20 protein-coding genes are annotated in these 23,753 nt (G+C 42.9%); 6 read left to right on the plus strand and 14 right to left on the minus strand.

Annotated features, from left to right (window positions below; translation table 11 throughout):
• Window positions 1-764: 764 nt before the first annotated feature.
• The 6 genes from folM to OH460_RS12765 all read right to left on the minus strand — a co-directional run bounded on the left by folM (window position 765) and on the right by OH460_RS12765 (window position 4,636).
• Window positions 765-1,481, minus strand: coding sequence for a dihydromonapterin reductase (gene folM, locus OH460_RS12740; protein ID WP_269997579.1), 717 nt, complete (start codon window positions 1,479-1,481; stop codon window positions 765-767).
• Entirely contained in the window at window positions 1,478-2,116 is a 639-nt protein-coding gene (folE, locus tag OH460_RS12745) for a GTP cyclohydrolase I FolE (RefSeq protein WP_008223742.1), read from the minus strand. Before folE ends, folM begins: the two co-directional genes overlap by 4 nt.
• Window positions 2,117-2,134: 18 nt before the next feature.
• A complete protein-coding gene (gene folX, locus OH460_RS12750) occupies window positions 2,135-2,506 on the minus strand; it encodes a dihydroneopterin triphosphate 2'-epimerase (protein ID WP_008223740.1) in 372 nt (123 codons plus the stop codon).
• An 82-nt stretch (window positions 2,507-2,588) separates the two neighbouring features.
• Window positions 2,589-3,113, minus strand: a complete 525-nt coding sequence (folK, locus tag OH460_RS12755; RefSeq protein WP_269997581.1) for a 2-amino-4-hydroxy-6-hydroxymethyldihydropteridine diphosphokinase — start codon at window positions 3,111-3,113, stop codon at window positions 2,589-2,591.
• A 213-nt stretch (window positions 3,114-3,326) separates the two neighbouring features.
• The gene (locus tag OH460_RS12760) at window positions 3,327-3,572 is read right to left on the minus strand and encodes a hypothetical protein (RefSeq protein WP_269997583.1); all 246 of its coding nucleotides are present in this window, start codon (window positions 3,570-3,572) and stop codon (window positions 3,327-3,329) included.
• Between the two features lie 158 nt (window positions 3,573-3,730).
• Window positions 3,731-4,636 (minus strand): LysR family transcriptional regulator, encoded by a 906-nt coding sequence (locus tag OH460_RS12765; RefSeq protein WP_269997585.1) that lies wholly within the window; start codon window positions 4,634-4,636, stop codon window positions 3,731-3,733.
• A 311-nt stretch (window positions 4,637-4,947) separates the two neighbouring features.
• Here OH460_RS12765 and OH460_RS12770 point away from each other — a divergent pair, with 311 nt between their 5' ends.
• Window positions 4,948-5,490: a DUF3332 family protein gene (locus tag OH460_RS12770; RefSeq protein ID WP_269997587.1), complete on the plus strand. Its 543-nt coding sequence runs from the start codon at window positions 4,948-4,950 to the stop codon at window positions 5,488-5,490.
• A gap of 110 nt (window positions 5,491-5,600) precedes the next feature.
• On the opposite strand, the gene OH460_RS12775 is transcribed toward OH460_RS12770, so the two are convergent.
• The gene (locus OH460_RS12775) at window positions 5,601-7,070 is read right to left on the minus strand and encodes a transglycosylase SLT domain-containing protein (protein ID WP_269997589.1); all 1,470 of its coding nucleotides are present in this window, start codon (window positions 7,068-7,070) and stop codon (window positions 5,601-5,603) included.
• A 611-nt stretch (window positions 7,071-7,681) separates the two neighbouring features.
• Between OH460_RS12775 and OH460_RS12780 the strand changes: the two genes are divergently transcribed.
• Window positions 7,682-8,908: a DUF3103 domain-containing protein gene (locus tag OH460_RS12780; protein WP_198778121.1), complete on the plus strand. Its 1,227-nt coding sequence runs from the start codon at window positions 7,682-7,684 to the stop codon at window positions 8,906-8,908.
• A gap of 80 nt (window positions 8,909-8,988) precedes the next feature.
• Here OH460_RS12780 and OH460_RS12785 read toward each other — a convergent pair whose 3' ends face one another.
• A complete protein-coding gene (locus tag OH460_RS12785; protein ID WP_102423243.1) occupies window positions 8,989-9,285 on the minus strand; it encodes a Dabb family protein in 297 nt (98 codons plus the stop codon).
• Window positions 9,286-9,487: 202 nt separating this feature from the next.
• Complete coding sequence (locus tag OH460_RS12790; protein ID WP_061032684.1) at window positions 9,488-9,727, minus strand: hypothetical protein; 240 nt, start codon at window positions 9,725-9,727, stop codon at window positions 9,488-9,490.
• 256 nt (window positions 9,728-9,983) lie between these two features.
• Between OH460_RS12790 and OH460_RS12795 the strand changes: the two genes are divergently transcribed.
• Window positions 9,984-10,868: a LysR family transcriptional regulator gene (locus tag OH460_RS12795; RefSeq protein WP_269997595.1), complete on the plus strand. Its 885-nt coding sequence runs from the start codon at window positions 9,984-9,986 to the stop codon at window positions 10,866-10,868.
• 123 nt (window positions 10,869-10,991) lie between these two features.
• On the opposite strand, the gene tnaA is transcribed toward OH460_RS12795, so the two are convergent.
• From tnaA to OH460_RS12810, 3 genes are all read right to left on the minus strand, one after another.
• Window positions 10,992-12,464: a tryptophanase gene (tnaA, locus tag OH460_RS12800; protein WP_269997597.1), complete on the minus strand. Its 1,473-nt coding sequence runs from the start codon at window positions 12,462-12,464 to the stop codon at window positions 10,992-10,994.
• A 709-nt stretch (window positions 12,465-13,173) separates the two neighbouring features.
• A complete protein-coding gene (locus OH460_RS12805) occupies window positions 13,174-14,826 on the minus strand; it encodes a GTPase family protein (RefSeq protein WP_269997599.1) in 1,653 nt (550 codons plus the stop codon).
• Window positions 14,813-15,925, minus strand: coding sequence for a YcjF family protein (locus tag OH460_RS12810; RefSeq protein WP_269997601.1), 1,113 nt, complete (start codon window positions 15,923-15,925; stop codon window positions 14,813-14,815). The genes OH460_RS12805 and OH460_RS12810 overlap by 14 nt, the downstream gene beginning before the upstream one ends.
• Window positions 15,926-16,164: 239 nt before the next feature.
• Here OH460_RS12810 and OH460_RS12815 point away from each other — a divergent pair, with 239 nt between their 5' ends.
• Window positions 16,165-16,677: a peptide-methionine (S)-S-oxide reductase gene (locus OH460_RS12815; protein WP_269997603.1), complete on the plus strand. Its 513-nt coding sequence runs from the start codon at window positions 16,165-16,167 to the stop codon at window positions 16,675-16,677.
• A 182-nt stretch (window positions 16,678-16,859) separates the two neighbouring features.
• On the opposite strand, the gene OH460_RS12820 is transcribed toward OH460_RS12815, so the two are convergent.
• Complete coding sequence (locus tag OH460_RS12820) at window positions 16,860-18,476, minus strand: polysaccharide lyase 6 family protein (protein ID WP_269997605.1); 1,617 nt, start codon at window positions 18,474-18,476, stop codon at window positions 16,860-16,862.
• A 145-nt stretch (window positions 18,477-18,621) separates the two neighbouring features.
• A complete protein-coding gene (locus OH460_RS12825; protein WP_061032691.1) occupies window positions 18,622-20,394 on the minus strand; it encodes a sodium:solute symporter family transporter in 1,773 nt (590 codons plus the stop codon).
• Between the two features lie 521 nt (window positions 20,395-20,915).
• On the opposite strand from OH460_RS12825, the gene OH460_RS12830 reads away from it, so the two are divergent.
• On the plus strand, window positions 20,916-21,527 hold the full coding sequence (locus OH460_RS12830; protein ID WP_193841297.1) for a toxin-antitoxin system YwqK family antitoxin: 612 nt from the start codon (window positions 20,916-20,918) through the stop codon (window positions 21,525-21,527).
• Between the two features lie 429 nt (window positions 21,528-21,956).
• Window positions 21,957-23,510 carry a methyl-accepting chemotaxis protein gene (locus OH460_RS12835; protein ID WP_269997611.1) on the plus strand — a complete coding sequence of 518 codons (1,554 nt, stop codon included), beginning with the start codon at window positions 21,957-21,959 and terminating at the stop codon, window positions 23,508-23,510.
• Window positions 23,511-23,753: the final 243 nt, after the last annotated feature.

Raw genomic sequence — 23,753 nt, forward strand, 5'->3', positions numbered from 1 at the left:
GGAAACTACCTACAATAAAAATTTACGCGGACACCTCCCAAACATGTCCTTTGTTCAATAGGCTACCGAAACTTTTTTTAGGAAAATATTTCCAATCCTTTTTTCTAAATTACACACCGAATTATTAAAGCTCTATAAGAACGCACTTACATGAGTGTCGACTATCACCGGATTAGATTATCTTTTATCTTGACCATAAAAATAAATAGTTGTTCGCCAATGAGCGTTATCAATAGAATAACAATTGTGCGGCATGGGTCGGAATAGCCCTACTGCCAAACTTACAAAACCGTAACCACCTTTACTTGACCGCTACACCAACAGCAACTCCATGTTAACTATATATTCAAACGATATGGTTTGTGATTGCACATTTCGGGAGGGTCAAAATATTCCATAAGTTCCAACAACACAGCGTTGGCTAAGTGAGTTTTTAGAACATGAGATTTACACATAAGTTAATAGAGCTATACCGAAAATTTTTAAAGTTCATGGACCAGCTTGAAGAATACGACAAGCAATCGAAGGCAATGCGAAGAGAGGATAGATTAAACAATCATTGGAATGATATTCAGTCGTTACAAAGAGACGAAAAATCAAACAATATTGGCCTATAATTCGCCACATTCAACACAACGATTATAGTAAAAGCGTCAAAAATAACGTAATTCTCGGTGTTTATTGTTTGAAACTCGAACATCGCCCTAAATTAAAATGCTTTCCGAAACAAAGTTGCCACGAGTGAAGGTTCAAAACACACGAATTTACTTCAAATGTCTGCCGCCATCTAAGTGCAAGGTTCTCCCAGTCATATAGTGGCTAGCCAACACGTACTTGATGCCATCTATTATTTCCTCGAAGCCTGCCTCTGCTGGAATCAATGCTTTCTGCAACGCTTTGGCCTTGTACGCTTCGCCGTCATGTTCATTGAACTTAATCATGGCCGGGGAGATGGTATTCACTTTCACCTTAGGGGCCAGCATCGCTGAAAATGAAAGCGTTAAGTTATTGAGTGCGGCTTTACTGGCGGCATAAGCGATATGTTTTTTACTACCTTTTTCTGCGACATAGTCACTGATGTGGATGATATCTGAAGTTTGATCTCCAGACATCAATAGGCCTTTGAGTGTTAAATTCACCAGATAAGGCACGGTGGTGTGAATAGTCATCATATCGTTCAAGATTTGTAATGCGTTTTCGCTGGGGTCTTTCTTACTCTCTGGCTTCCAATCGGAAGCGTTATGAACGATGGCTCGAAGTGCCTTATATTCTTGACCAACGTAATGAAGGAAGCTCTCCAAACTACTTTGTTGATAGAAGTCGACCTGCTGTAGGTCTGCCCCATTGTCACGTAGCAATTGCAGCTGAGGGTAGTTACTTCGGTATGTGCCAACCACTTTATACCCGTCCGATAAAAGTTGTTGCGCTAAAGCGAAGCCGAGGCGCTTCCCCACCCCGGTTATCAGTATCGTTTCACTCATCGTAAGAACTCAGCTCTAGTTTGAGGGTTAGTTTTGAAGCTGCCACCGAGCGCAGTTGTTGTCGTTTCCGAGTTTGCATCCATAACGCCTCGAGACTTCACGCAGTAGTGAGTGGCTTTTATCGTCACAGCCACATTTTCTGTCTCAACGAGAGTTTGGATCGCGACTAGGATTTGCTGAGTTAGGCGTTCTTGCACTTGAGGACGCTGAGCAAAAAATCGCACGATACGGTTTATTTTAGAAAGCCCAAGAATCTTGGATTTGGGGATATAGGCTACCTGCGCTAAACCATCGATGGTAATGAAGTGATGTTCGCACGTCGAAGTTAAATCTATATCCGAGACCTTAACCATCTCATCAACCGACATTTTATTATCTATCACGCTAATCTTAGGGAAATTATTGTAGTCGAGCCCTGAAAATATCTCGTGAACATACATCTTTGCAATACGATGAGGTGTTTCAGCGAGGCTGTCATCGGTCAAATCCAATCCAAGTGTACTGACCACTTCTGTTAAGAGTCCTTTAATGCGGTTGTACTTTTGGTCATTGTTCATTTCGCTCGATGTCATCGGGGTTTCTAGTCCCTTCCCGAGCAAAGCTTCTCTTACTTTTTCTGCTTCTGTAGTTAACATTGGCCTGCTCCTTTTTCATTAATTTTCGAGTTCAGCTTCATAGGTCAGGGTGAGCGAGACGGAATCAGCGAAACGTAGCGCATGAGGTTTGTCGATTCTCACTTGCGCGTACCGAACCCATGAGTGGTCTATACAAATACCGAGGACGTCGCTGGTTAACTTCTCTAAAAGCAGAAAACGTCCTGACTCGACGTGATGAATGATTTGTTTGCAGATGTTTTTGTAATTGAGTGCGTTGTCGACGTCGTCAGAGAGACAAAGGTTGTTAGCGGGATAATGAATCTCAGCATTAATAACGATATCTTGCTGTTTAGTCTTCTCTTCTTCATTAAAGCCGATGAAGGTTCTTAGTCTGAGATTTGTAATGGTGATAATGGCGTTGTGATTCATAACAGTGTCCAATCCTTAGGAAGTGAAGTCAGTTACGTGCTTATTTTAAGAAAAGATCAGTAGAGCTCAGGTGATGACGAGTTCATTCCTCATTTAGCCGCTGCAATGGCTGCATGAAACTGAGCTCAAAAGGGATGGGGGCGGTTTTCTGACTCGCTTGGTCGAAGTTGTTCCAGAGCCGCTGAAACGATATGTCTAGAGTGGGATGTCGCTCTTGCGCCGCAACATCGACTAATGGGCGAAGTACAAAAGCGTACTCGGTGATTTCACCTCTAGGCAGCTCTACACCGTCAATGATGCCAGTTTGATTGCCATAAAGAAGAATGTCGATGTCCATTGTACGTGAAGCATATTCTTTGGTTTCACGCTTGCGGTCGTTGTCCAGTTCGATTTGATGAAGAACCTGAGAGAGATCTGTGACAGCGAGGTCACATTCAAACCCCACCACTAGATTAAGGAAATTGTCGCCTTCAAAACCAACAGGCTCGCAATCGTAAAAATTGGATAGGTGCAGTGGTGCAAAGCGGTCATTTAACGCTTTGAGAGATTCAGTGACGTGATGTTCTCGGTTGATGTTGCTTCCGATGCTTACATAGACGGTGACCATATTGTTTCCTTGCTTTTTAAGCAGCCTATACGTCCTAATTGCTATGAAGATCAGCGATGTATTATTTTAATGTGTGGAAGACAAAATATAACTTCGGTTTAGCGGCAGGTTTTGTCATTTTTAAAGCTTGAATAAGTAACAAAGGCTCAAGTAGAAGCTAACTAACCGAGAAAATATAGGGGGCACTCTAGCCTTAGCTAGCCCCCTATTCACTTAGTTCTTGGATTGGTGGCCAGTCTTCTTCGCTAACTTTTGCATTGCCTCAGCGAACGTTGTTGTACCACCTTTAGCTTTAACTTGTACGACCTTGTGGCCCATGCTCTCTAGCGCATCGCGCTCTGCCAATACCTCTTTGTCATCTTGCTGGCTACCTTGAGCTGGCTGATGAATGTAACAGCCTTCAAGTTGGCCATCTTCAACCAGTTGGTGGTGTTTCAGTGCATTGATATCAAAATTCATAAGTCAGTCTTTGTTGTAATGGGCGTCTCTTTGGCAATAGCCACTAATATTTCTAAAGCCGCGAGTATTTCGAATATTGTCATTTGTACCATAAGGCACTTTATACATGAAGAGCGGGTCAGATGACCAAAACGCCTACTCGATTAAGCTGGCGTTTTCTATAGTTCGGAACTTAAGCTCAAGACTTCGCTAGTAAACAGGTCTCTTAACCATTGGTTGACGATATCGTCGTTACGATTACTGTGCCAAAACACGCTTAACGAAGGCTTTGTGTAGTCAAATGGCATTTCTAACAACTTGATTTTGTTCTTATCAAAATGGGTGTTGGCTACGCCTTTCGGTAAGGTCGCAATCCAGTCGCTGTTGCAAATAGTCTCAGAGAAGTCAGCAATCGAATTGAGCTTCCTTGCGACTATACGATCTTCAAAGATCGGACTATGAAACTTGGTAAGTTGATTCACTCGATAGTTATCATGAGTGAGCATTACATGCTTTTCTGAAAGGTATTGCTCTAAACTAACCTGCTCTTTGATGCGGGTGTGGTTCTGGCTACAAACAACACAAAGTTCATCACTCCAGATTTTTTGACTCAACAATGTTGAATGAGCATTGGTCAGGTCAACCACAAGATCAATCTTCTTCTCTCGGATGTCAGTCGCCATATCTTCTTTTAGATTTACAATCTCAATGACACAGTTGGGTGCTTCTTGTTGAATCTTATCAAGAACCTTTGGCAGAATGACGCTGCTTGAAACACTCATTGCGGCAATTCTAAACGTGTAGTGACACGCTTTCGGTTCAAAGTCATGAGTTTCAGGCAAGGAGTAAGAGACAAGCTTGTTTGCTTGCTTAAAGATAGGATACAAGTCATTAGCGACTGGCGTCGGCTCAAGCGTGTAAGATTTTCTTACGAACAGTAGATCACGATATTCATCTCGAAGCTGCTTTAAATGAGCGCTGAGACTAGGTTGGGATATATTGAGCCTTTCTGCTGCGTACGTTAAGTTTCCTTCTTCATATATTGCAATAAAGTAATAGATGAGGTTTAGGTTAAATCGTTTCATTCGGGCTCTTCAGGCAGTCATTTAAATGAATAAACGTAGAACGTAATTTCGTTTAGCTGACTCGCTATTATCACAACCTAAATCCATACTTCAGTTAGGGTTATGACAGAGCTTTGTTAAAACACCCTTGTGAGTATTGCTTATCTGGCTGGCAATATAACCCATCAATTTTCATATAGTCGCGATACATCTTTGGTTTCTATACAGATATAGGTTTTTCTGATACCTAGTATAGGTGCCGCTTTATATTAGAATAAACATGACTTTGACATAATTATTGGTTCCTTAATATACAAATTTAGAAATAGAGAATGATGAACCGATTTGTAAAACCAATAATTATTTCAGCAAGCCTAGTCACCTTATTTGGTTGTGTTGGTAGCAATGCGGTAACGGGTAAGCTGATGGAGTTCAACGTGAAAGCCGTAGATAACCGCTACGCTCGCGGTGGATTAAACATGCTACTAGCACCCGCTTACGGTATCACGGTTGCTGCAGACTACATTGTGTTCAACTCGCTGGAGTTTTGGACAGGTAAAAACCCTATCAACAAAAAGCCGCACATCTTTGACACTAAGGTCGATACATATATCGATATTAATGATCAACTGGATGACAGCCTCACAGACGCGCCTATCGACCCACTAGCTAAGCACGTCATTGACCACAGCGAGATGAAAGTGATCAATCAAGACGAAGTTGCTATCGAGCTCACTTACAACGATGGCACACGTGCAACGCTAACTGGCCAACGTTTTGGTGATGAAGTCCACTACTCTCTTGATAACCAAGTTATCGCAAAAACCAGTTTAGAAGAGATGCAGATGTACATGGCTTCTGCCGAGCAATCATAAGCTCATATTGAGTAAGTAAAAATAACTAGCAATTGTCAGTGCTTATAAAACAAAAAGGGGGAGCCGAGCGCTACCCCTTTTTCTTAATCATCATATTAATCAAACACTTGTTAATAAGCAAAGTAGCCAGACAGTCGCTTGATATTCAGTTGCCTTGTCATATTACCTAGCTGTTCTTCTCGCGTATCTTGAAATTCATCGAGGCGCTGATAAATCGTAAAATATCGGTTGATGTTGGCTACATATTTTACCGGCTCTTCACTAATGTTTTTCTTTGCCACTACCTCAACGTGATTAAACCATTTATTTGGGTTATACCCTTGCTGAGCGGCTAGTTTTCGCATTCTTCGTATTTTCGCTGGCCCAGCATTATAGGCAGCTAAGCTAAAATGAATCTTATCGATGTCAGATATTTCCGGCTCATCAAAATACCTGTCATGAATAAAGCGTAAATACTTACTCCCAGCGTGAATATTGCTTTCCAAGTCGTAAACATTGTCAATATCCACGTACCAATCTTTGGCTGTTTTGGGCATCACCTGCATAATGCCAACAGCACCACGGTGCGAGATCTTTGAGTTATCTAACCCAGACTCCTGAAAAGCCATCGCCAAGAGGATCATCCAATCAATCTCGTACTTCTCACCGTACAAGACGAACAAGGCTTCTAATTTGTCGCGTTGTTGGTTCTGTTTTGGATCAGATGCTCGCTTCACCCATGAAACACTCTCTAGATAGCGATTATCAATCACATTCCCGAGCAGCGTGCCCTGTTTCGACTCCTGTAAATATCGGTCAATTTGAGCTTTAAGCTGAGGACTATTCTTGCGGATGGCCCACGCAATATCAGCATTTTCTCTGAAAGTAATATCGGTGTGGATCTTAATATCCTTTCCTAAACTCTCCCACAGCTCCAACTTATGACTGTCGACAATGGTCGCCGTGATTTTCTCACTCTTAATCAGCTCGAGTAGTTCGAGGTCTTGAAGGTTCGCGTTGAGCAGGTGAATATAAATGGGTTCCATCCCTTGTTTCTCAAACTGCTTATTTAATTTTTGAACGCTATTGATGTAGCTGGAATCCTGCTTAAGCCAAACTTCTTTACCTTGTAACTGTGAGATACTGCTAATTGAAGGCTTGGATACGCTTGTGACTAACACTTCATCGATATCGCGGCGAATAGGCATGCTGAAATCCACCAACCTTTGACGCTCTTCGGTTACCGTAAGGTTAGCTACCGCAATATCCCCTCGCCCTTGGTTTAACGCTTCAAGCAATTCACTTCGCTCTACCGGAATCACCTTGACGCGCAACAGTGGATCACTAAGTTTAAGTGCCTGATCGAAGTAATAGATTTGCTCCGCTAAAATCCCTTTTGGCTTACCATTTTCAATATGATAGAAACCAATATCACCTGAGACTAAAACACGCACTACACCTTTCTCTTTCAAAGCCGAGAAATCACCAACATAGGATTCAAGTGCGTTATCTGGCACTTCTAGACCGAAAGCGGACTTAGAAAGAATAGAGATAAAAATCAATGCCTTTGATAAGCGTGAAGCGCGGTTAAAGTTCGTCATATGCAGTATTCCTATAGCGCCATTTCTAATGCGATAAAGCCAAAAACCTCAGTAATACTTGTGCAATGTAGGAAGTGTTTAACGCGAAGCAATTTAACGAGAGGAAACCGCCATAACGTTGTTCTGTGAGGAGTGGATTGGTCTCAAAAATAACGTAGTGCGCAGATCATTTCGTTGCGCTATTAATTAAGGGAGTCGAATTATACCGAAAAATTTCTCTTCCGAAATACGGCCGAAACTATAGTAGATATAGTGAAACCCTATAACTCTTATTGACGTGTAACCTCTTAATATTATTCCTACCTACCCACATCTATTCCTAATTCGGTCGTTTAGGAGCCAATTCAAAATCAGTACTGAAAACATACCTTCATTACACAAAACATATAAATAGATAATAATATTGTCATTTAACTATTGATTGGTTTATAAAAATTCAAATATCAAGTTTGCATTATATAAATTTTACAACAATCAATAGAACTGAGATCTTGTGCTAAATACCGATACAGAAATCACTAACTAAGTTTTAAACACATTCACCTTATTGATAGGTTAATCCTGTAGGGCAATTGCTCTATTAATGATAAAAATTAAAATAAGGATTATTTATGAGACCATCTTTTACAATCAGTATGGTACTTGCGACGACAGTAGTTGGCTTTCAGTCTTATGCAAACAATATCGATACACCACACTCTCTTACTGACTCTATTGCTGTTGCAAAGAATGTCGCTGCACAAAAGCAATCACTAGCATTACAAATAAGTGCTCGCTACATTGACATTGAGTCTTCTCTAAAAAAGCAAATCAGCGAAAAAAGTTTATCGACGCCATTAGACACACTGAACTCGGCTCAACCCTACTCTGCCTTTTCAAGCAAGATGCACAAAGCCGATCTTAGCTATCGTAAGATGAAAGGGATCGACGACTTCAGTGATTCTGTCTTAGAAATTAGGATGGCTGATGAAGCCATGGTTGAAGCCTGGAAAAATGGAGAAAGCCCACTGTTTGCTTACGAACCATCGGGCGATGATTCAAATTGGCAATACATCGAAGCTTACGATGTGTATGGGCAAGTTCATGAATTAGACGTGTACCAAATGCCCGATGTTCCGGTATTTGTGATCGACAGCAATGGTGCCGAAGAACTCAAGGCTGGGTTGATGACCATGCAAGCTGAAATGCAAAAACAAGGTACAGACACACAACTTAACTCAGGCAGCAACAGTGCTAGCAGCAAGCACAAAGAACCTCAAAAGCAGACGCTATTTAACAGTGATGCGCGCTCTTTAGCTGAATCGGAGCCTGAAGAGTTGAATACCACTCAGTTAACCAAGATTCGCTTAGCCATCGATAGAGAACCGTGGATCTCAGGCAAAGCGGAAATCTACGCTATCGTCACTGGAGTTGATTCAAGTCGTATAGCTCCACAAATCGACTTAATTGAGATGCCTTACTTAGACTACGACAAACAGACTTACTATCCGAGCCAAAGCATCATCTTCTGGCCTCGTTACCGCTGGGGGGCTGCAGACATGATCTTGATGGAACATGATGACGGTACCAACTATAAAGACCTAGCGAAGCTGCTGGTGCAAGCCGCTGAAGAGATTTTGAAAATGATTCCAGATCCAGAAGTACAGGGTTATACGATCATTCCTCAGATCACCAGTAAAATCATTGAGCTGATCCCAAACAATGTGTTGGTTAATGACGATGATTTTGTGGACGTCTACTACACCTTAATGCAAAACACTCCTTATGTTGACCGCCCTGGTGCAGGTGGTAATGCCGTAGCTTCTTTCACTCCTGTCACCATCTTGCCGACAGAGTAACATGTAATTTTTCGCTCTGACCAAAGCGTATGGGCCTATGCCTATACGCTTTACATCTTGTAACTGAGAAATTATTAGGGCTAAAGAGAATAATCAAACACGATAATGTCATCCAACAACGGACGAAATACCTCTTTCAGGGCATCGTGTTCTGGATGTGGTAGATAGTTTTGTCGCCCAGCTTCATCTTCAAACGTCATTAAGACCGAATGACTATAACCTTGGTTCTTGTTTTCTGGACTATCATTTAGCCCCCACTCTACGGAAGTTACGCCTTCAATCTTGCTTGGCATTGCTTCAAACAGCACCTTTAGCTTTTCAATCTCTGAAAGCTCCGCATGTTCTTTGAATTTTATCAGTAAAATATGACGTATCATCTGCTCTTCCTTTCCAAGCTTATCTAATGCAGCAAAACCTTTAATTGTGACCAAAATGCCACACGTCACACACCATGCCAAGGCTTGTTAATCACTAAGCTACCAATAGAGTGAGTCCCATAACGAAAAATGCTGCACCCTAAGGCACAGCATTTCTCATGACAATGGCAGAACGTTTAAAGTGGTAAGCACACTTTAAGCGTTAATCACGACGACCTGTAAGTTGGATCGGTTGGTTTTGCTCAACATGCTTTTGAAATTTGATTCCACCCAAAGCTGCCTCATTTCTTCCTTCGAGTGTTAAGTCTGATTCTACACGCTCAGCCTTAACTTGGCTGACTTCACTTCTTGTCATATCGATAGTACCGGTATGTGCGTCGCTAGCAGCAAAAGCGGTGTTCATTGAAAGTGCCATCAAGCCAAGCGCAAGTAACTTATTCATACATCACCTCGTTGTATTTCTAATTATCTGTTCGTCTAATATCTGTGTTGCTTTGTTGAGGTAACTTTAACGACAGAGAGATAACGACACGAGGAAAAGCGAGATTTACCAAATGGAAAATCAAGGGATTAGCGATCTTCTGACGTTGTCCTGTCTTAGAAGTTGTGCATTGCCACTATGATATTAGAGTCACATGATTTCTGGCGGCTTAGCGCACAGAGATTGCTGCCTGTAAAAGGAATGATTTGGAGAGCCTGTGGACATCAACCTCGATATTCAAAATATCCTCGTCATCAAGCGGATGTATGAGCTTCGTAATGTAGGACTGGTAGCAGAGTCGCTAGGAAAAACTTCTGGAGCGATCAGTAAGAACCTTTCAAAGTTAAAAAACCAACTTAACGACCCACTGTTTATTCAAACTAAACACGGCTTCGAGCCCACGACCTTTGTTGAAAATAACATCAGCAACTTTGAACAGATATTGAGTAGTATTGAGGCCATCAAACATCAAGACTTCTCTCCAGAATCTTATCGAGGCACGATCAAAATCTACGCGAACACGCTGTTTTGGGAACGTTTTGGATCCAAACTCTACTTCGCTCTCAGCAAAGAAGCCCCGAATGCTCACTACTCATTCCTACGATGGGGAAGCAATGCTAGAAACCAACTCATAGACGGCGAAGAGGCGATAGCGGTGCACTACTTTGATGAAACCTTACCGCAGTCGATTTCTCAAATGGACTTCGGAAAAGGAAAAGTGGTGTTCTTTGTAAGAGAAGACCACCCAGCGAAAGACTTTGAGTCGCTCGCCAACTATCCGACGGTTCTATTTAAAACACCCGGATGGAATGACAATAAGTACCCAATTCTGGAACGTCTCAGAAACATTGGCTTTGGAATAAACCCTAGAGCAGATATCGATCACCCTGCGATGATTCACGATATCATGCTCAATTCAGACTATTTTGGAATTACGCTCAGTGGCAGCGTCCCAGAAGGCTGCCGTAGTATGGAACTACCTGAAAAACTCACTTTCGATGTGAGCTATGTGATGAGCTGTCGTCGTTCACAAAAAGAGGCACCATTAAATCAGTGGCTATTCCAAAAACTAAAAGCGACCCTAAAAAACAAACAAGCCTAGCCTCTACCTATTTCGTCTCAAACTTAACCAAAGGTACCATTTGCCTACTTCTCCCCAAAAAACAAAAGGCTCCAAAGGAGCCTTTAATTATGGTTCTGATGACTATTCGCTTATTTTATTATTCTAAAATGCTTCTTCGAGCGTTGGTTCACTCTTTTTTTCAGCTTGATTCTCATCGGTTTCCACCTCTTTCAAACGTGCAGTAAAATGCCTTAGTACAGGTGGTTCATAAACAAAATCGAGCCCTTTCACTTTGCTCGCATTCTCTTTTACTTTTTCGAACGCTTCAATAATGAAGTTCATATGCGTTTGAGTGTAAGTCGCGCGTGGAATGGTTAGACGCAATAGCTCAGCAGGACATGGATGCTGCTCACCTGTTGCTGGGTCTCGCCCTTGCAGCAATGAACCAATCTCAACGGCTCGGATTCCCGCTACTTTGTATAGCTCACACGCTAAAGCATGGGCTGGGAACTGACCCGCCGGAATGTGTGGAAGCAGTTTACCCGCATCAACAAACGCAGCATGACCACCCGCTTGTTGGCACACAATGCCAATCGCTTCTAAACCATCAACCAAATATTGCACCTGACCGATGCGGTACTCCAACCAATCTTGGCGCATTCCGTCGTATAGCCCAACCGCAAGACGCTCCATGGCCCCGCCCTCTAAGCCACCATAGGTTGGGAAACCCTCTTGCACGACGCACAGGGTTCGACATTCTGTGTACACATCCATGAAAGAGTCGTCTTTAAAGCACAACAAGCCGCCCATTTGTACCATCGCGTCTTTCTTGGCCGACATCGCCAAACCATCTGCATATTTATAGGACTCGCGAGTGATTTGCTCGATCGTCCAATCTTGATAACCGGCTTCACGCTGCTGAATAAAATAAGCATTTTCAGCGTAGCGTGCAGAGTCCATGATCACTGGAATATCGTACTTCTGCGCGATTTCATACACGGCTTTGAGGTTGGCGATAGAGACAGGTTGTCCGCCAGCCGAGTTACAGGTAATGGTACTCACGATGTAAGGAACATTGGCAGCACCCGCTTCTAAAATCGCCTCTTCTAATTTCACGACATCGAAGTTGCCTTTGAAATCTGCATTCACTGAAGTATCAAACGCTTCTTTGGTATAGACGTTTTTCGCCATGCAGCAATTCACTTGAGTGTGGCCTTGCGTGGTATCGAAGAAGTAGTTCGACAAAGCGACCATTTTTCTGCGATCGAGCCCCTTTTCAATTTCACGCTTCTTAATCAGAACAGGAATGTAAATCTGCTCAGCGCCGCGACCTTGGTGAGTAGGAATAGTCAGCTCATAACCGAAGATATCTTTCACCGCGTTCGACAGTGCGTAGTAACTGCGACTGCCACTGTAGGCTTCATCACCCATCAACATCGCTGCTTGCATACGTTGTGTGATTGAGCCGGTACCGCTGTCTGTCAGCAAATCGATGAACACATCATCACTGTCGAGTAGAAATGGGTTCATTCCCGCTTCGACAATGGCTTGCTCACGGTAAGCATAGGTGGTTCTTTTTACTGGCTCTACAACGCGAATACGAAACGGTTCTGGTAGATGTTTGAAATTTTCCATAATAATACCTTTCAACAAATTCAGCTTACGGAGAAGAAGCCAAATTAATTATTTTTAGATGTCACGAGTCATCACTATTAATTTTATTTTCACGAACTATCACACTCGTGATAATTACGATAAAATTTAATAGCTAGAAATAAATTATTAAATCAATAATGTATTGATTAGGATCCAATTAATAATGACCAAGAGATAAATAACGACTGCATGAAACTAACAGCTAATGTATTAGTGACCGCATTGCTTAGCGCATTAGTCAAAGACAAAACTAATCGGATTGGCAAAGCTCAAAGGCTCCGCTGGCGCGTGACGCCCAGAGGGTACTACTCTGAAGAAAGGTGGAAAGAGAGCTGATGATCTAAAGTATACCAAGCTAACAGGGTTAGCCATGTTGTTGATTGCCATTTCAGATACATGTTCACAATATATCCCTACGTTGAAATCAAGGTGATCCGAAATTTAAATATAGTGCAATTATTTTATAAATAAAGACGAATAAATCATAAATGTGATCAATATTTAGAATCATAATTTTATGTTTTATTGTCTGATATCACACTATCATGAATTCGACTTAATGCACTATTATACTAGTTCATTATTTTTAAAGTAATAATAAGTTCAAGGGCCAAAAGTTCATAAATATAAAAGAAATAGTTTTCCAAAGCGATATTGAGGCTTACGAATATCGCTTTGGTATTGTTGCTTATTTTTTCTTGGTGACTTGTTTTATCGCCATCTCAGCCAGCTTAGGCGTTGCAGCTTTCAATGCGCTTGGAGCAACCTTCTTACCCGCTTTCATGGCTTTATTAAGCTGGCCTTTTACCGAAGTTCCTCTGTTGATAGCTTCGAGGCGCTGACGATTTCTCTGCACGTTATTGGCATCTGCAATATGCTCTATTAGCGTCTGTTTCAAAGCCTCTAAACCAAACTGTACCTTTTCAGGTGCAATCGCTAGTGGTAAAGCAATATCAGGCTTCAGAAGTGTTTGATTGTATTCAAGGGCCTGAGCAATGATCTTAGCTTTTGCCGAGGTTGGATTCTCCAAATCGTAAGGTGGCTGCCACTCTTCCGCAGGCTTTAACCGATCGACTTGGTTAACCACGGTGATCACAATTGGCTGCTTACGCGAAATATTCTTAGGATCATCATAAAACTCATCAAACTTATCTTTAAGCTGCTTGTCCAGTTCACGAGCAGACTGGTTCGCTTTAAGTACCCATAACACCACATCAGCTTGAGTCATCTCTTTAAGCATCACAGCTTCAGTTTTGGCATTGCCATCAAGCCCTTGAAGGTCAACCACTCTCACATCATTGTCATCAACAAATGCGTTGTAAACCGTAGAGCTATCCGTTGATGGTAGAACATCCACCTCTGCAACCATTTCCTCTTTGAGAGCATTGATAATCGATGATTTACCCGAACTTGTTTGCCCCACCAGCACAATTCTCACTGGCTCTAACTCAGGAGCAAAACGTTTCTCGTCAGCTTCTGAAACATCTGAGGCTCTCAGCGATTGATCCTCAATGCTGAAACGCCCACTGTATAAATCGATCGCAACGGCTGCCACTTCATCGAGCAAGGCTTGTTTCGCAGCATATTGCATGTCATCCACAACGCCCTTTGTCATTGAGGCTGTCGCTTGCTCACGACCTAAGTCAGAAATGACCTTCCATGGATTCAAATACAGGTTTTTAAGGTGATTACCCCAAATCGCCGCTTTGAAGATCTTCTGCCCCAACTCACCATATTTGTCATAGGCTTCGTAGCCTGCCTTGATGTAAGAAACCTTTAAGTATTCGATGCCCGGTATGTGCTCTTTTACCACCACTTTGTAACGACGGCTTACCTCTTCAAACAGCTTAAGTCCTTCTGGAATTGAAAAATCGAGCGACTTCTTACCAAATTTTTTGGCAACGAATTCCAGCACTTGCAAACCGGTTTGGTCTAGATTGCCCCACTCAATATCATCAACTAATTGTTGACGAACGTAATGTTTCGAGTCGTTCCAGATCGACAGTTCAGCTTGAGACCATTCATTTGACGCCTTGACCAACGCATCGTCGATGTTGTGATTCGATGACTCAGTTCTGGCTTCATCTGTTGTTTTTTCTTCCGTATCACTATTGGTCGAATTGCGTGACGAACGACTAGAAATATATAACGGAATGGTAAACAGCAAAGTACTCACAGCAATGGCTATCGACATTTCCAGTAGGTAGCCATATTTAATCGCCAAGAACAGACCAAAGCACATCATGATAAGGCTTGGAAAAATCGCCGAAATAAGAGTGATGCCCCAACGCCCACTCGACAACACGGCGAGCAATCGAAATAAGTTCTTAATTTTCTTCATAGCCCGACGCTGCCTTACCTTTTTTCAGGGATTCTTTATAGATTTTTTGCATCTCTTGTTCGGAAACTTTTTCGCCTCTGTTCTTGTGATAGAAGTAATAGCATGCCGCTCGGCCAAGACCATAAGTGGTACCAAAACTCATTGCCGCAGCGGCAACGGCACCAACCGTTTGCCCATAAACAGGTATCAACTTAACCAACTGTCGAGTACCCAGCTTCATTCCGTATTGCAAAGCAAAGCTGCTTCCGAGAGTGCCTATCAACTCACTGAAGACTCGCTTGTTCCATTCGACCCCATATTGGTTCGCCAAGCTATGAAGCATTTTGGCTTGAATCGCAGGTACCGATACCAAACCAACACCCGGAATCAAATCGCTCGCTGCCGCACTTCCTGCATACCAAAGCACTTCGTTTTCTACTTGATCAAAGTTGGCTTCTTCTTGGGTGGAATGCTCTTTGTCTTGCACCATCATTCCGATCACCGGAAGAATACTGGTCAGCTTTTCTAACAAGATGTCATAGTTGTAGATTGAACCACTGTTATTGCTCGAGTCATCCGTTTCGAAATCCACCGCGACGGATTCAAAGCTATTGCCCCAAACCTTCTCTACTTGATTAGAATTGAACTGAATTTGCCTTGATCGGTCGGTTTCACTGGAAGACAACACCTCCGTATGAACCAGCAGCAAGTGTTTAATCTTCTTCTGTTTCTTAATCTGTTTTAGAGCCGTAAGCACAGCGGATTGTTCAGGTTCGTCGGCTTTCATCACAACGACTAACGCATTACCTGCTTGACCAATCTCTTCCAGATCCTCTTTCGCATCGTAATTCGCTTCACTTAAACCTCTGGTATCGAGAAACCGCATCACGGGTTTGTCTTGCGGAAACTCATACGACATCGCCGTCATGGTACAGGGAGCAAAACCATTGCCCACTTCTACAGAAGAGTCGCCAGTCACCGCCTGAATAAACGATGACTTGCCCGCCCCCGTTTTGCCGAGCAGCCACAAGGTTGGCAAATGTTTTCGTTGATATTCGTGTGCCTGAGTCAGGTCTGGGTTCTTGCTCGGATTAATGAAGTCTTTTATTTGATCAAACATGTTTAGAGTAACGCTCACTTGATGTTGAGATTCGAGTTGATGAAAAAGCAATACTGACTTATATAATCACAAATCATATTAAACTTATGTTTGTTCAGTCGCACAGGTTTACAATGCCTAAACGCTTGGTTTTATTTGCGCGCTCATTTTTATAGACGCTTTTTTATACGAGCGGGTATCATCGTATTAATTCAGGTACCTAACGAACATCAACAAACACAGAGAGCTCAAAGAGAAGTATGGAACAAATTTATTTAGCTGGCGGTTGCTTGTGGGGTGTACAAGAATTTATTAAGTACGTTCCTGGTGTTATCAGCACAGAAGCAGGCCGTGCCAATGGAAGCGCCCAGCCAACAGAGAACAAGACGGCTCAGAGCGATAGCACACAAAACGATTACGATGGCTACGCAGAGTGCGTACAAATAGAGTTTGATCCAAGCATCACGTCAGTCACAATTTTGATGGAACACTTGTTTGAGATTATCGACCCTTACAGCGTGAATAAACAAGGTGTCGATGTGGGAGAGAAATACCGCACTGGCGTATACAGCACCGATGCAGAACACTTAATCGAAGCTAAGCATTATATCGCTTCACGAGATGATGCCGACCGAATCGCTGTTGAGGTGTTGCCATTAACTAATTATGTTGCCAGCGACGGCATCCACCAGCATCACTTAAGCCACTTCCCTGAAGATCACCACTTATGTCATATCCCTTGGGATCTGCTGCATAAGTACAAATCACAATAGTCGCGACGTAAGATTAAAATAGTCACGACGTAAGATTGAGATGGTCACGACCTAAGATCGATAAAGCCTCAACAGACATTATCTGTTGAGGCTTTTTAAGTGTTATGGTCAGGACAGCTATCGTGAATTGATTTGATAGCTCAAGCCATTAAACCATTAACCTTTAGCCATTAACTAATAACTTACTTCGTCGTATTCTCAAGTACGTAGTCCGGACCCGCTGTTTCAGCGGTCACAACTGAGAGTTTAGACACATCTGCGCCCTCACCTTGGTAAGCATTCAGGCCATTCTCAACCGTTATTTTTGGTAGCTCAACCGAGTAGCTTTCAATCAGTTCAGAGTCTGTGACTTGACCAACGTAAGTTTCATCTGTGTAAGTTGCGCCGACTAATGGGAAGTCATGAGTCGCTCGAACACTCACAAATTCAGGTGTTTGTGAGTTATCAACCACGTTGTGTTTGAACGCAATATCAACACCGGCATAAATGCCTTCTACTTCTGCGTTATTAAACAGGCTTACGCGATGGCTTTGATTACCGTAAACAATGCCCCACTCCGTATCGACTAGAGAGTTGTTTTCGATGGTGATGTTTTTCGGTGTCCATTGCTTGTTAAGCTCTTTACCTTTCACCGATTGATCTAACTGCTCGCCATTCGCGACATCAATGATGCCCGTGTTAATCACGATACCCCCACGTAAGTCAGCGTTACCTTCAATCACACCATCACGGCCACGAGTGTTAGCAATGTAGTTGTTGCGGATCACATGGCCTTCATCATAGATACGAATACCACCCGTTAGGCGTTTCTCGTTACCCAAGATCATGTTGTTCTCAACCGTGTTGCCTTTGCCGTGACGCAGTGAAATCAGTGCCGCACTTTGGAAGATCGTGTTGCCTGAAATCGTATTGTCGCCCGACTTAATAGAGATAAGCTCACGCTCACCGTCCATATCGATCATCAGGTTGTTCACGAACTTGGAGCTTGAATCCCACTGCGAAGACTTAGAGTCACCGATACGGATCGCTTCCCAGCTGTTGCCGTTGTAGCGAATCGCTTCTTTGATATCGAATTCATTAAACTGGTTTGGCTTTTGATCCATAAAGATGTTGTTAGCAATCAGGTGGTTGTCTGACGTGTCATCCTTTTGAACACCGATCAAGGTGCCGCGCTTTTGCTTACCTTCGAAACGATTGTTAATCACCTTACCATCTTTACCCCACAGAGAAACCCAAAGGTACTTTGGATACTCAGAGCGACGCTCATCTGGCTCGTACGTGTAATCATGGTTGAAGTAGTAGAATGTTGAGTTTTGCAACGTGTTGCCATTACCCATCATACGTACTGCGCCAAAACGTTCGTTTGGACCACCCTCTGTAAATACGAGACCATCAAGCGTGATGTCATCACCTTTCAGTTCAAACTGAACTAGACCTGTCAGCCACGCTGCCCCTGCTTGTTCAGCTCGGATTGTGACGTCATTTGCAGTGATCGTCACCTGGCCTAAATTTGCGTATTTACCATTAGGGATAACCACTTCGTCGCCATCTTTTAGGTTCTCAAATTGCGCCTTAAGTGCAGCCACTTGTTCTTCTGAAGCAACGTCTAGTGTATTGCCATCAACCTCAGTTAAGCGGTCACTGCTTAATAAGTAACTACGGTCGATTTCGCTGATCGAAGGCCCTGCTTGCTCAGCCACGCTGATCACGGGTGCTGTTTTTTCTTGGGTGGTACAGCCTGTCGCGAAAGCCAACGTAAACGCGCTAATAATGCTTACCGAAATTAATTTTTTCTTCATCTTACATCTCACGTTAAATACTGGATTACCAAAATAACGGCCACCCAAACTGGTGACCGTTTTATTAAAGTTTTCTTTGTTTGAACTTATAATTTCTTAAGACTTATCGTCTTGTTGAAAGCCGTATTTCTTGAAGAATAAGGACTTAGCTTTCAGCTGGTGTTACTTCGTCTTGCTTCTCTACCTTGTCATCTACCGCTTTAACAAGCAGCAAACCAACAGAGAATACAATCAAGCCACAAAGAACGAACACCATGCGTCCCCACATTGGGTTAGGCAGTACGAACATTGTCATTACGCCCACACCCGCAACTGCGATAAGTGAACCCAACATACGACGTTGCTTGTTATCCAGTTTCTTCTGCTCGTTACTTTCAGCAACCAATGGTGTCGCTAGATTGTTGAAGAACTTGTTTACGTCTTTCTCACGATGCTCGGCAAGAGGCTTGTAGAACAGTGTTGATAGAACGAAGAAGCCAGCAGTAAATACGATGTGACCGATAAGGCCGATAGCTACTTTCAGGTCAGCCCACTCACGGCCAGTTAGCTCGTTTAGACCGAACCAGTTTTGGATCATGTCAGCAGTGATAACGAAACCAACGAAGTAAGAAACCACACCACCTACAACTAGCGTGCCCCAACCTGCCCAATCCGGTGTTTTACGGATGAAGAAGCCACAGAATGCTGGAATCGTCATTGGGAAGCCGATCAATGCGCCCACGTACATCATGGTGTCGAAAAGGCTCAGACCTTTAAGAGAGTTGATGAACAGAGCAACCAAGATGATCGCGATGCCGAAGAAAGTAGACGTTAGTTTAGAAACAACCATTAGCTCTTTTTCGTTCGCTTTAGGGCGAAGAATCGGCTCGTAGAAGTTCTTAACGAAGATACCTGAGTTACGGTTTAGACCAGAGTCCATTGAAGACATAGTTGCTGCGAACATAGCGGCAATCAGAAGACCCACCATACCTGCCGGCATGTATTCTTGAACGAAGTAAAGGTAAGCGAAGTCAGCGGCTTTGCTGCCAGCTTCAGGGTAAGCGGCTGCTAAATCAACACCTTGGCCAGCCATGAACCAAGAAGGCATGAACCAGATGATTGGACCAAGCGTCATTAGTACACAAGCAAGCAGAGCAGCTTTACGTGCGTTGTTTGAATCTTTCGCAGCAAGGTAACGGTAAGAGTTAAGCATGTTGTTGGTAATGCTGAACTGCTTTAAGAAGATGAACACCGCCCAGATGCTGAAGATGCTCATGTAGTTAAGGTTGTCACCCGTGATGAACGAATCCGTTGGGAAGTCGCTAACGATTTGCGTAACACCGCCACCGTGGTAAATAGCAACGACTGCACATGTCACCGTTACTGCCATGATGATAACCATCTGCATAAAGTCAGATGCGATTACCGCCCAAGAGCCGCCCGTCACTGACATGATCAGTACAACCAGACCCGTTAGGATAATCGTTGTTGTCATATCAAAACCGAAGATACCCGATGCGATGATCGCGAGACCATTCAACCAGATACCTGCAGAGATAACGCTGTTTGGCATACCAGACCAAGTGAAGACTTGCTCATTCACTTTACCAAAACGCATACGAATCGCTTCAATTACCGTCACAACGCGCAGTTGGCGGAACTTCGGAGCGAAGTAAAGGTAGTTCATTAGGTAACCGAACGCGTTAGCAATAAAAATAATCGCTACCGCAAAACCATCGGTAAAAGCTTTACCTGCGGCGCCGGTAAATGTCCACGCACTGAACTGGGTCATAAATGCCGTTGCACCTACCATCCACCACAGCATGTTACCTCCCCCACGGAAGTAATCACTTGTCGTACTTGTAAACGTTCTAAACATCCACCCTATCGCAATTAAGAATAGGAAATAGATGCCAACTATCAGGGTATTGAGTTCCATCTTTAAGACCTTTTTGTTTATGTTTTTTGTTAAGGTCACTATAGATAGATGGTAAGTACATTTGTACTACAATAATTTAAATGCGTGACAGTGATCTTACGGTCCGTCTCTCAATTAATCATACAAGTGATCGAGTTCAAATTTGCACCGTCTAGGAGCGCCTTTCATCAACTTAGTGCAGCCCACAGCGCCGAAAACCCATCTAAACCCCGAAAAACAAGAACAAAGTCACTAAAAAATTAATAACAATCGTTAAAGACGGTTAATCGTTAAGGCAAATTTTCATATTCGAACAACGGAAATAGTGCTAGATATAGTTTATAAAAATGAATAAGCACGACTCATTTGTATTACAAATATCGCATATTTATAGTCAAATCTCGCTTTGAAAAGTTCCCTTCATTAGACCGCTAATAATGAAAACTTGAAAACCACTAATAGATACTGACAGTAATTCATAGAAGTGAAATGCTGTTAACACACCGGTTACACTTTCCCTCGTCCAATAAAAAGGTGTCATTATGAAGAAATACGTTCCAATCTTAATTGCTCTTAGTACGGTATCTTCTATGAGCTATGCAGCAACACCACGTGAAGATGCTGTTGACTACTTACAGATGCGTAAAGGCGTGGCTTACCAAGTAAACCATTCAAAACCCTTCACTGGTCAATTTGAAGAGAAGTTCGATAACGGCCAAGTCGCGACCCAAGCTCAGTTTGCCGATGGCTTAGAACTTGGGCTAGAAACTAACTGGTATCCGAATGGCCAAGTCGCTTCTAAAGTGAATTACGTAAAAGGTGAACTGCAAGGCAAAGCCGAAACCTGGTATCCAAACGGACAGAAAAAAGCAGAACTCAATTATAAAGACAATGAACTATCGGGCACCGCCTCTCGCTGGTATCCCAATGGGGAACAAAGCCTGACAGCTGAATACAACGACGGACAAAAAGATGGATTGGTAACGGACTACTACCCGAACGGTAATAAGGCCAGCCAAGCGAAGTTTGATGAAGGTGAAGTCGCGAACGGAAAACTTACTCGCTGGAATACTAACGGTGACAAAGTTGAAGAACTGACCTTTAAAGATCACAAAGTCACCTCTAAACAGGTGTGGATGCCTACAGAAAGCTAAGCCTCAAGAACGGCTCTCACGGAGCTCTTCGATATAGCTAAATGCCTGCTGTTAAAGTTTGCAGCTACACGTCTGCAACTAATAGACAAGAGAAGAGAAACGAACATTCATGTGATTAAACGTGAATGTTCGTGGCTTTTTCACTTGCTCTTTTCACGACCTCTTCCCTGGTCACTTCCTTCCAACTTTGCCTATCTCCCTTCACTGTTATTTACAGCACTCTATCTAGTGATAAAACAATCACCAATAGTCATTGAAAATAATAAATATTTAACTTGCGCATAACCTTTCCATAAAATACTGTAAGCAAACGTTTCCGTTGCGAGTCAGATCTCAATTACCGACCTCGTAAGCTATCTACACGCAAATAAGAGAAACACGATTCCAAATACGTTGTTGAGTCATATTGTTTTGCTTTGGTGCCCGCCTATGAAAATTAAAACCTCCCTTTTTAGCCTTGCTTGTTTATCCATTGTCTCTTTATTGGTTGTCGTTTCATTTACTGAAATCGCCAATCTAAAGCTGATCAAACTAGAGAAAACCCTGATCAAGGTGAAGTCGCTTGAAGTTTCTATGCTTCAACTGAATCGAACAGAACTAGAGTTTCTGATCAGTCACGACAAAACCCTCAAGCCTGAATTCGCCAAAGAGTATTCACACTTCCAACTATTGATGAATAGCTTCTCTGTTTTACTTGAAGAGTCAGACATAGCGGTGCCTGAGCTAGATAAGCTCAATCGAGAAGTGAAGCAATACAACAAAGATTTTTCCTTGATGGTAGACGCGATAGACCGCAACCCAGAAAAGGTCAGTGAACTGAAATCAGAAATGAAAATGCTGTTTGAAGATATCATCTCTATATTCACCGGCGTTGAAGTCCGTTTAGAGCAACAAGTCGAATCGATTCAACAAACCATTACCACGTTTATTGTGAGCTCAGTAATTGCCGTCACGGTATTACTGATGGCCTTATCTTTTGGGATCTCATCGCGTGTCGCAAAGAAGATAGCCTCATTAAACGCAACTATGTTGCTCGTCTCCCAACAACGTGACTTTACCGTCACAGCGGAAGACAACGGCTCAGATGAAATTGCTGAGATTGCCAAGTCGTTTAACACCGTACTAGAAGACATTCGCCAACTTGTTGGCCAAGTACAGGGGTCGATTCAGGAGCTGGGCAACATTTCTAACCAGTTGCAACATGACGGTATCGAAGTGGAAGGCGCGTTGAATAAGCAGCAACAACAAACAGAGAATATTGCGACCGCGATAAACCAGATGGGCAGCAATATCCAAAATGTGGCTACCAATAGTGAAAACGCGTCATCAAATGCACAAACCAGTTTCGCCACCGCGAATGATGGCCTGAACGACGTCGCCTTCACCAGAGACACAATCAATACCCTTTCAACCGATCTCGTGAGCGCGAGTGAAGAAGTGAATCGTCTTTCTGTTCATTCCGAGAAGATCAATACCGTGCTAGAGGTGATTAAAGACATTGCTGAACAAACCAACCTACTCGCTTTGAATGCCGCCATTGAAGCAGCGCGCGCGGGAGAACAAGGTCGTGGTTTTGCGGTTGTTGCGGATGAGGTGAGAACCTTGGCAGGCAGAACACAACTTTCAACCGAAGAGATATCAACCATTATTCAAGGGGTGCAAGACCAGACCCAAATGGTGGTTAACACGATTCAAAATTGCTGTGACAAAGGGAATACCAGTGTCGACTCTTGTGAGAAGGCACATTCAAGAATCACATCGGTTATCGCAGATATGGAAACCATTCTAAATAACAGTTTAGAGGTATCCAATGCCATGAAGGAGCAAAGTGAGGTCACATCAGAGATCATCGAAAACGTAGATGCCATCAAACAGCTGACAATGACCAATGTGAAAAGTGCTTCAAAAAACGCAGCTTCTGCAACTTCAGTCGTAGAGCAAACAGACTCACTTGAACGTGCTGTCATCAACCTAAAAGCCTAACTATTAAGCCGTGGTTTACACGCTTATTGAGCCTCAAACGACTCTCTACTCAAATTTCAGATAAAAAAACGCTCATGTTGCCTGTATCAACATGAGCGCAAGGGCAGATCTTCGACTACCATCTCCTACCTTTCTAAACGAAAGCAGAAGTTATAATTAGAATAGTTGGGAGCAATAATCAAAATGCTTTCGCAAGCACTTCAACGATTTCTTCTTTGTCGCCGATGAGAACAACGGGTAACT

Origin of the sequence: Vibrio sp. Makdt (assembly GCF_027587015.1) — a bacterium.
In the GTDB taxonomy this organism is placed as follows: Bacteria; Pseudomonadota; Gammaproteobacteria; order Enterobacterales; family Vibrionaceae; genus Vibrio; species Vibrio chagasii_B.

What these genes read in the sequence shown, in the direction of transcription:
- OH460_RS12765 (WP_269997585.1), bottom strand. Translation starts at nt 4,636, where the DNA reads ATGAAACGATTTAACCTAAACCTCATCTATTACTTTATTGCAATATAT.
- OH460_RS12820 (WP_269997605.1), bottom strand. Translation starts at nt 18,476, where the DNA reads ATGAAGAAAAAATTAATTTCGGTAAGCATTATTAGCGCGTTTACGTTG.
- OH460_RS12770 (WP_269997587.1), top strand. Translation starts at nt 4,948, where the DNA reads ATGATGAACCGATTTGTAAAACCAATAATTATTTCAGCAAGCCTAGTC.
- folM (WP_269997579.1), bottom strand. Translation starts at nt 1,481, where the DNA reads ATGAGTGAAACGATACTGATAACCGGGGTGGGGAAGCGCCTCGGCTTC.
- folX (WP_008223740.1), bottom strand. Translation starts at nt 2,506, where the DNA reads ATGAATCACAACGCCATTATCACCATTACAAATCTCAGACTAAGAACC.
- OH460_RS12830 (WP_193841297.1), top strand. Translation starts at nt 20,916, where the DNA reads ATGAAGAAATACGTTCCAATCTTAATTGCTCTTAGTACGGTATCTTCT.
- folK (WP_269997581.1), bottom strand. Translation starts at nt 3,113, where the DNA reads ATGGTCACCGTCTATGTAAGCATCGGAAGCAACATCAACCGAGAACAT.
- OH460_RS12760 (WP_269997583.1), bottom strand. Translation starts at nt 3,572, where the DNA reads ATGAATTTTGATATCAATGCACTGAAACACCACCAACTGGTTGAAGAT.
- OH460_RS12805 (WP_269997599.1), bottom strand. Translation starts at nt 14,826, where the DNA reads ATGAAGAAAATTAAGAACTTATTTCGATTGCTCGCCGTGTTGTCGAGT.
- OH460_RS12810 (WP_269997601.1), bottom strand. Translation starts at nt 15,925, where the DNA reads ATGTTTGATCAAATAAAAGACTTCATTAATCCGAGCAAGAACCCAGAC.
- OH460_RS12790 (WP_061032684.1), bottom strand. Translation starts at nt 9,727, where the DNA reads ATGAATAAGTTACTTGCGCTTGGCTTGATGGCACTTTCAATGAACACC.
- OH460_RS12815 (WP_269997603.1), top strand. Translation starts at nt 16,165, where the DNA reads ATGGAACAAATTTATTTAGCTGGCGGTTGCTTGTGGGGTGTACAAGAA.
- OH460_RS12835 (WP_269997611.1), top strand. Translation starts at nt 21,957, where the DNA reads ATGAAAATTAAAACCTCCCTTTTTAGCCTTGCTTGTTTATCCATTGTC.
- OH460_RS12785 (WP_102423243.1), bottom strand. Translation starts at nt 9,285, where the DNA reads ATGATACGTCATATTTTACTGATAAAATTCAAAGAACATGCGGAGCTT.
- folE (WP_008223742.1), bottom strand. Translation starts at nt 2,116, where the DNA reads ATGTTAACTACAGAAGCAGAAAAAGTAAGAGAAGCTTTGCTCGGGAAG.
- OH460_RS12775 (WP_269997589.1), bottom strand. Translation starts at nt 7,070, where the DNA reads ATGACGAACTTTAACCGCGCTTCACGCTTATCAAAGGCATTGATTTTT.
- tnaA (WP_269997597.1), bottom strand. Translation starts at nt 12,464, where the DNA reads ATGGAAAATTTCAAACATCTACCAGAACCGTTTCGTATTCGCGTTGTA.
- OH460_RS12780 (WP_198778121.1), top strand. Translation starts at nt 7,682, where the DNA reads ATGAGACCATCTTTTACAATCAGTATGGTACTTGCGACGACAGTAGTT.
- OH460_RS12825 (WP_061032691.1), bottom strand. Translation starts at nt 20,394, where the DNA reads ATGGAACTCAATACCCTGATAGTTGGCATCTATTTCCTATTCTTAATT.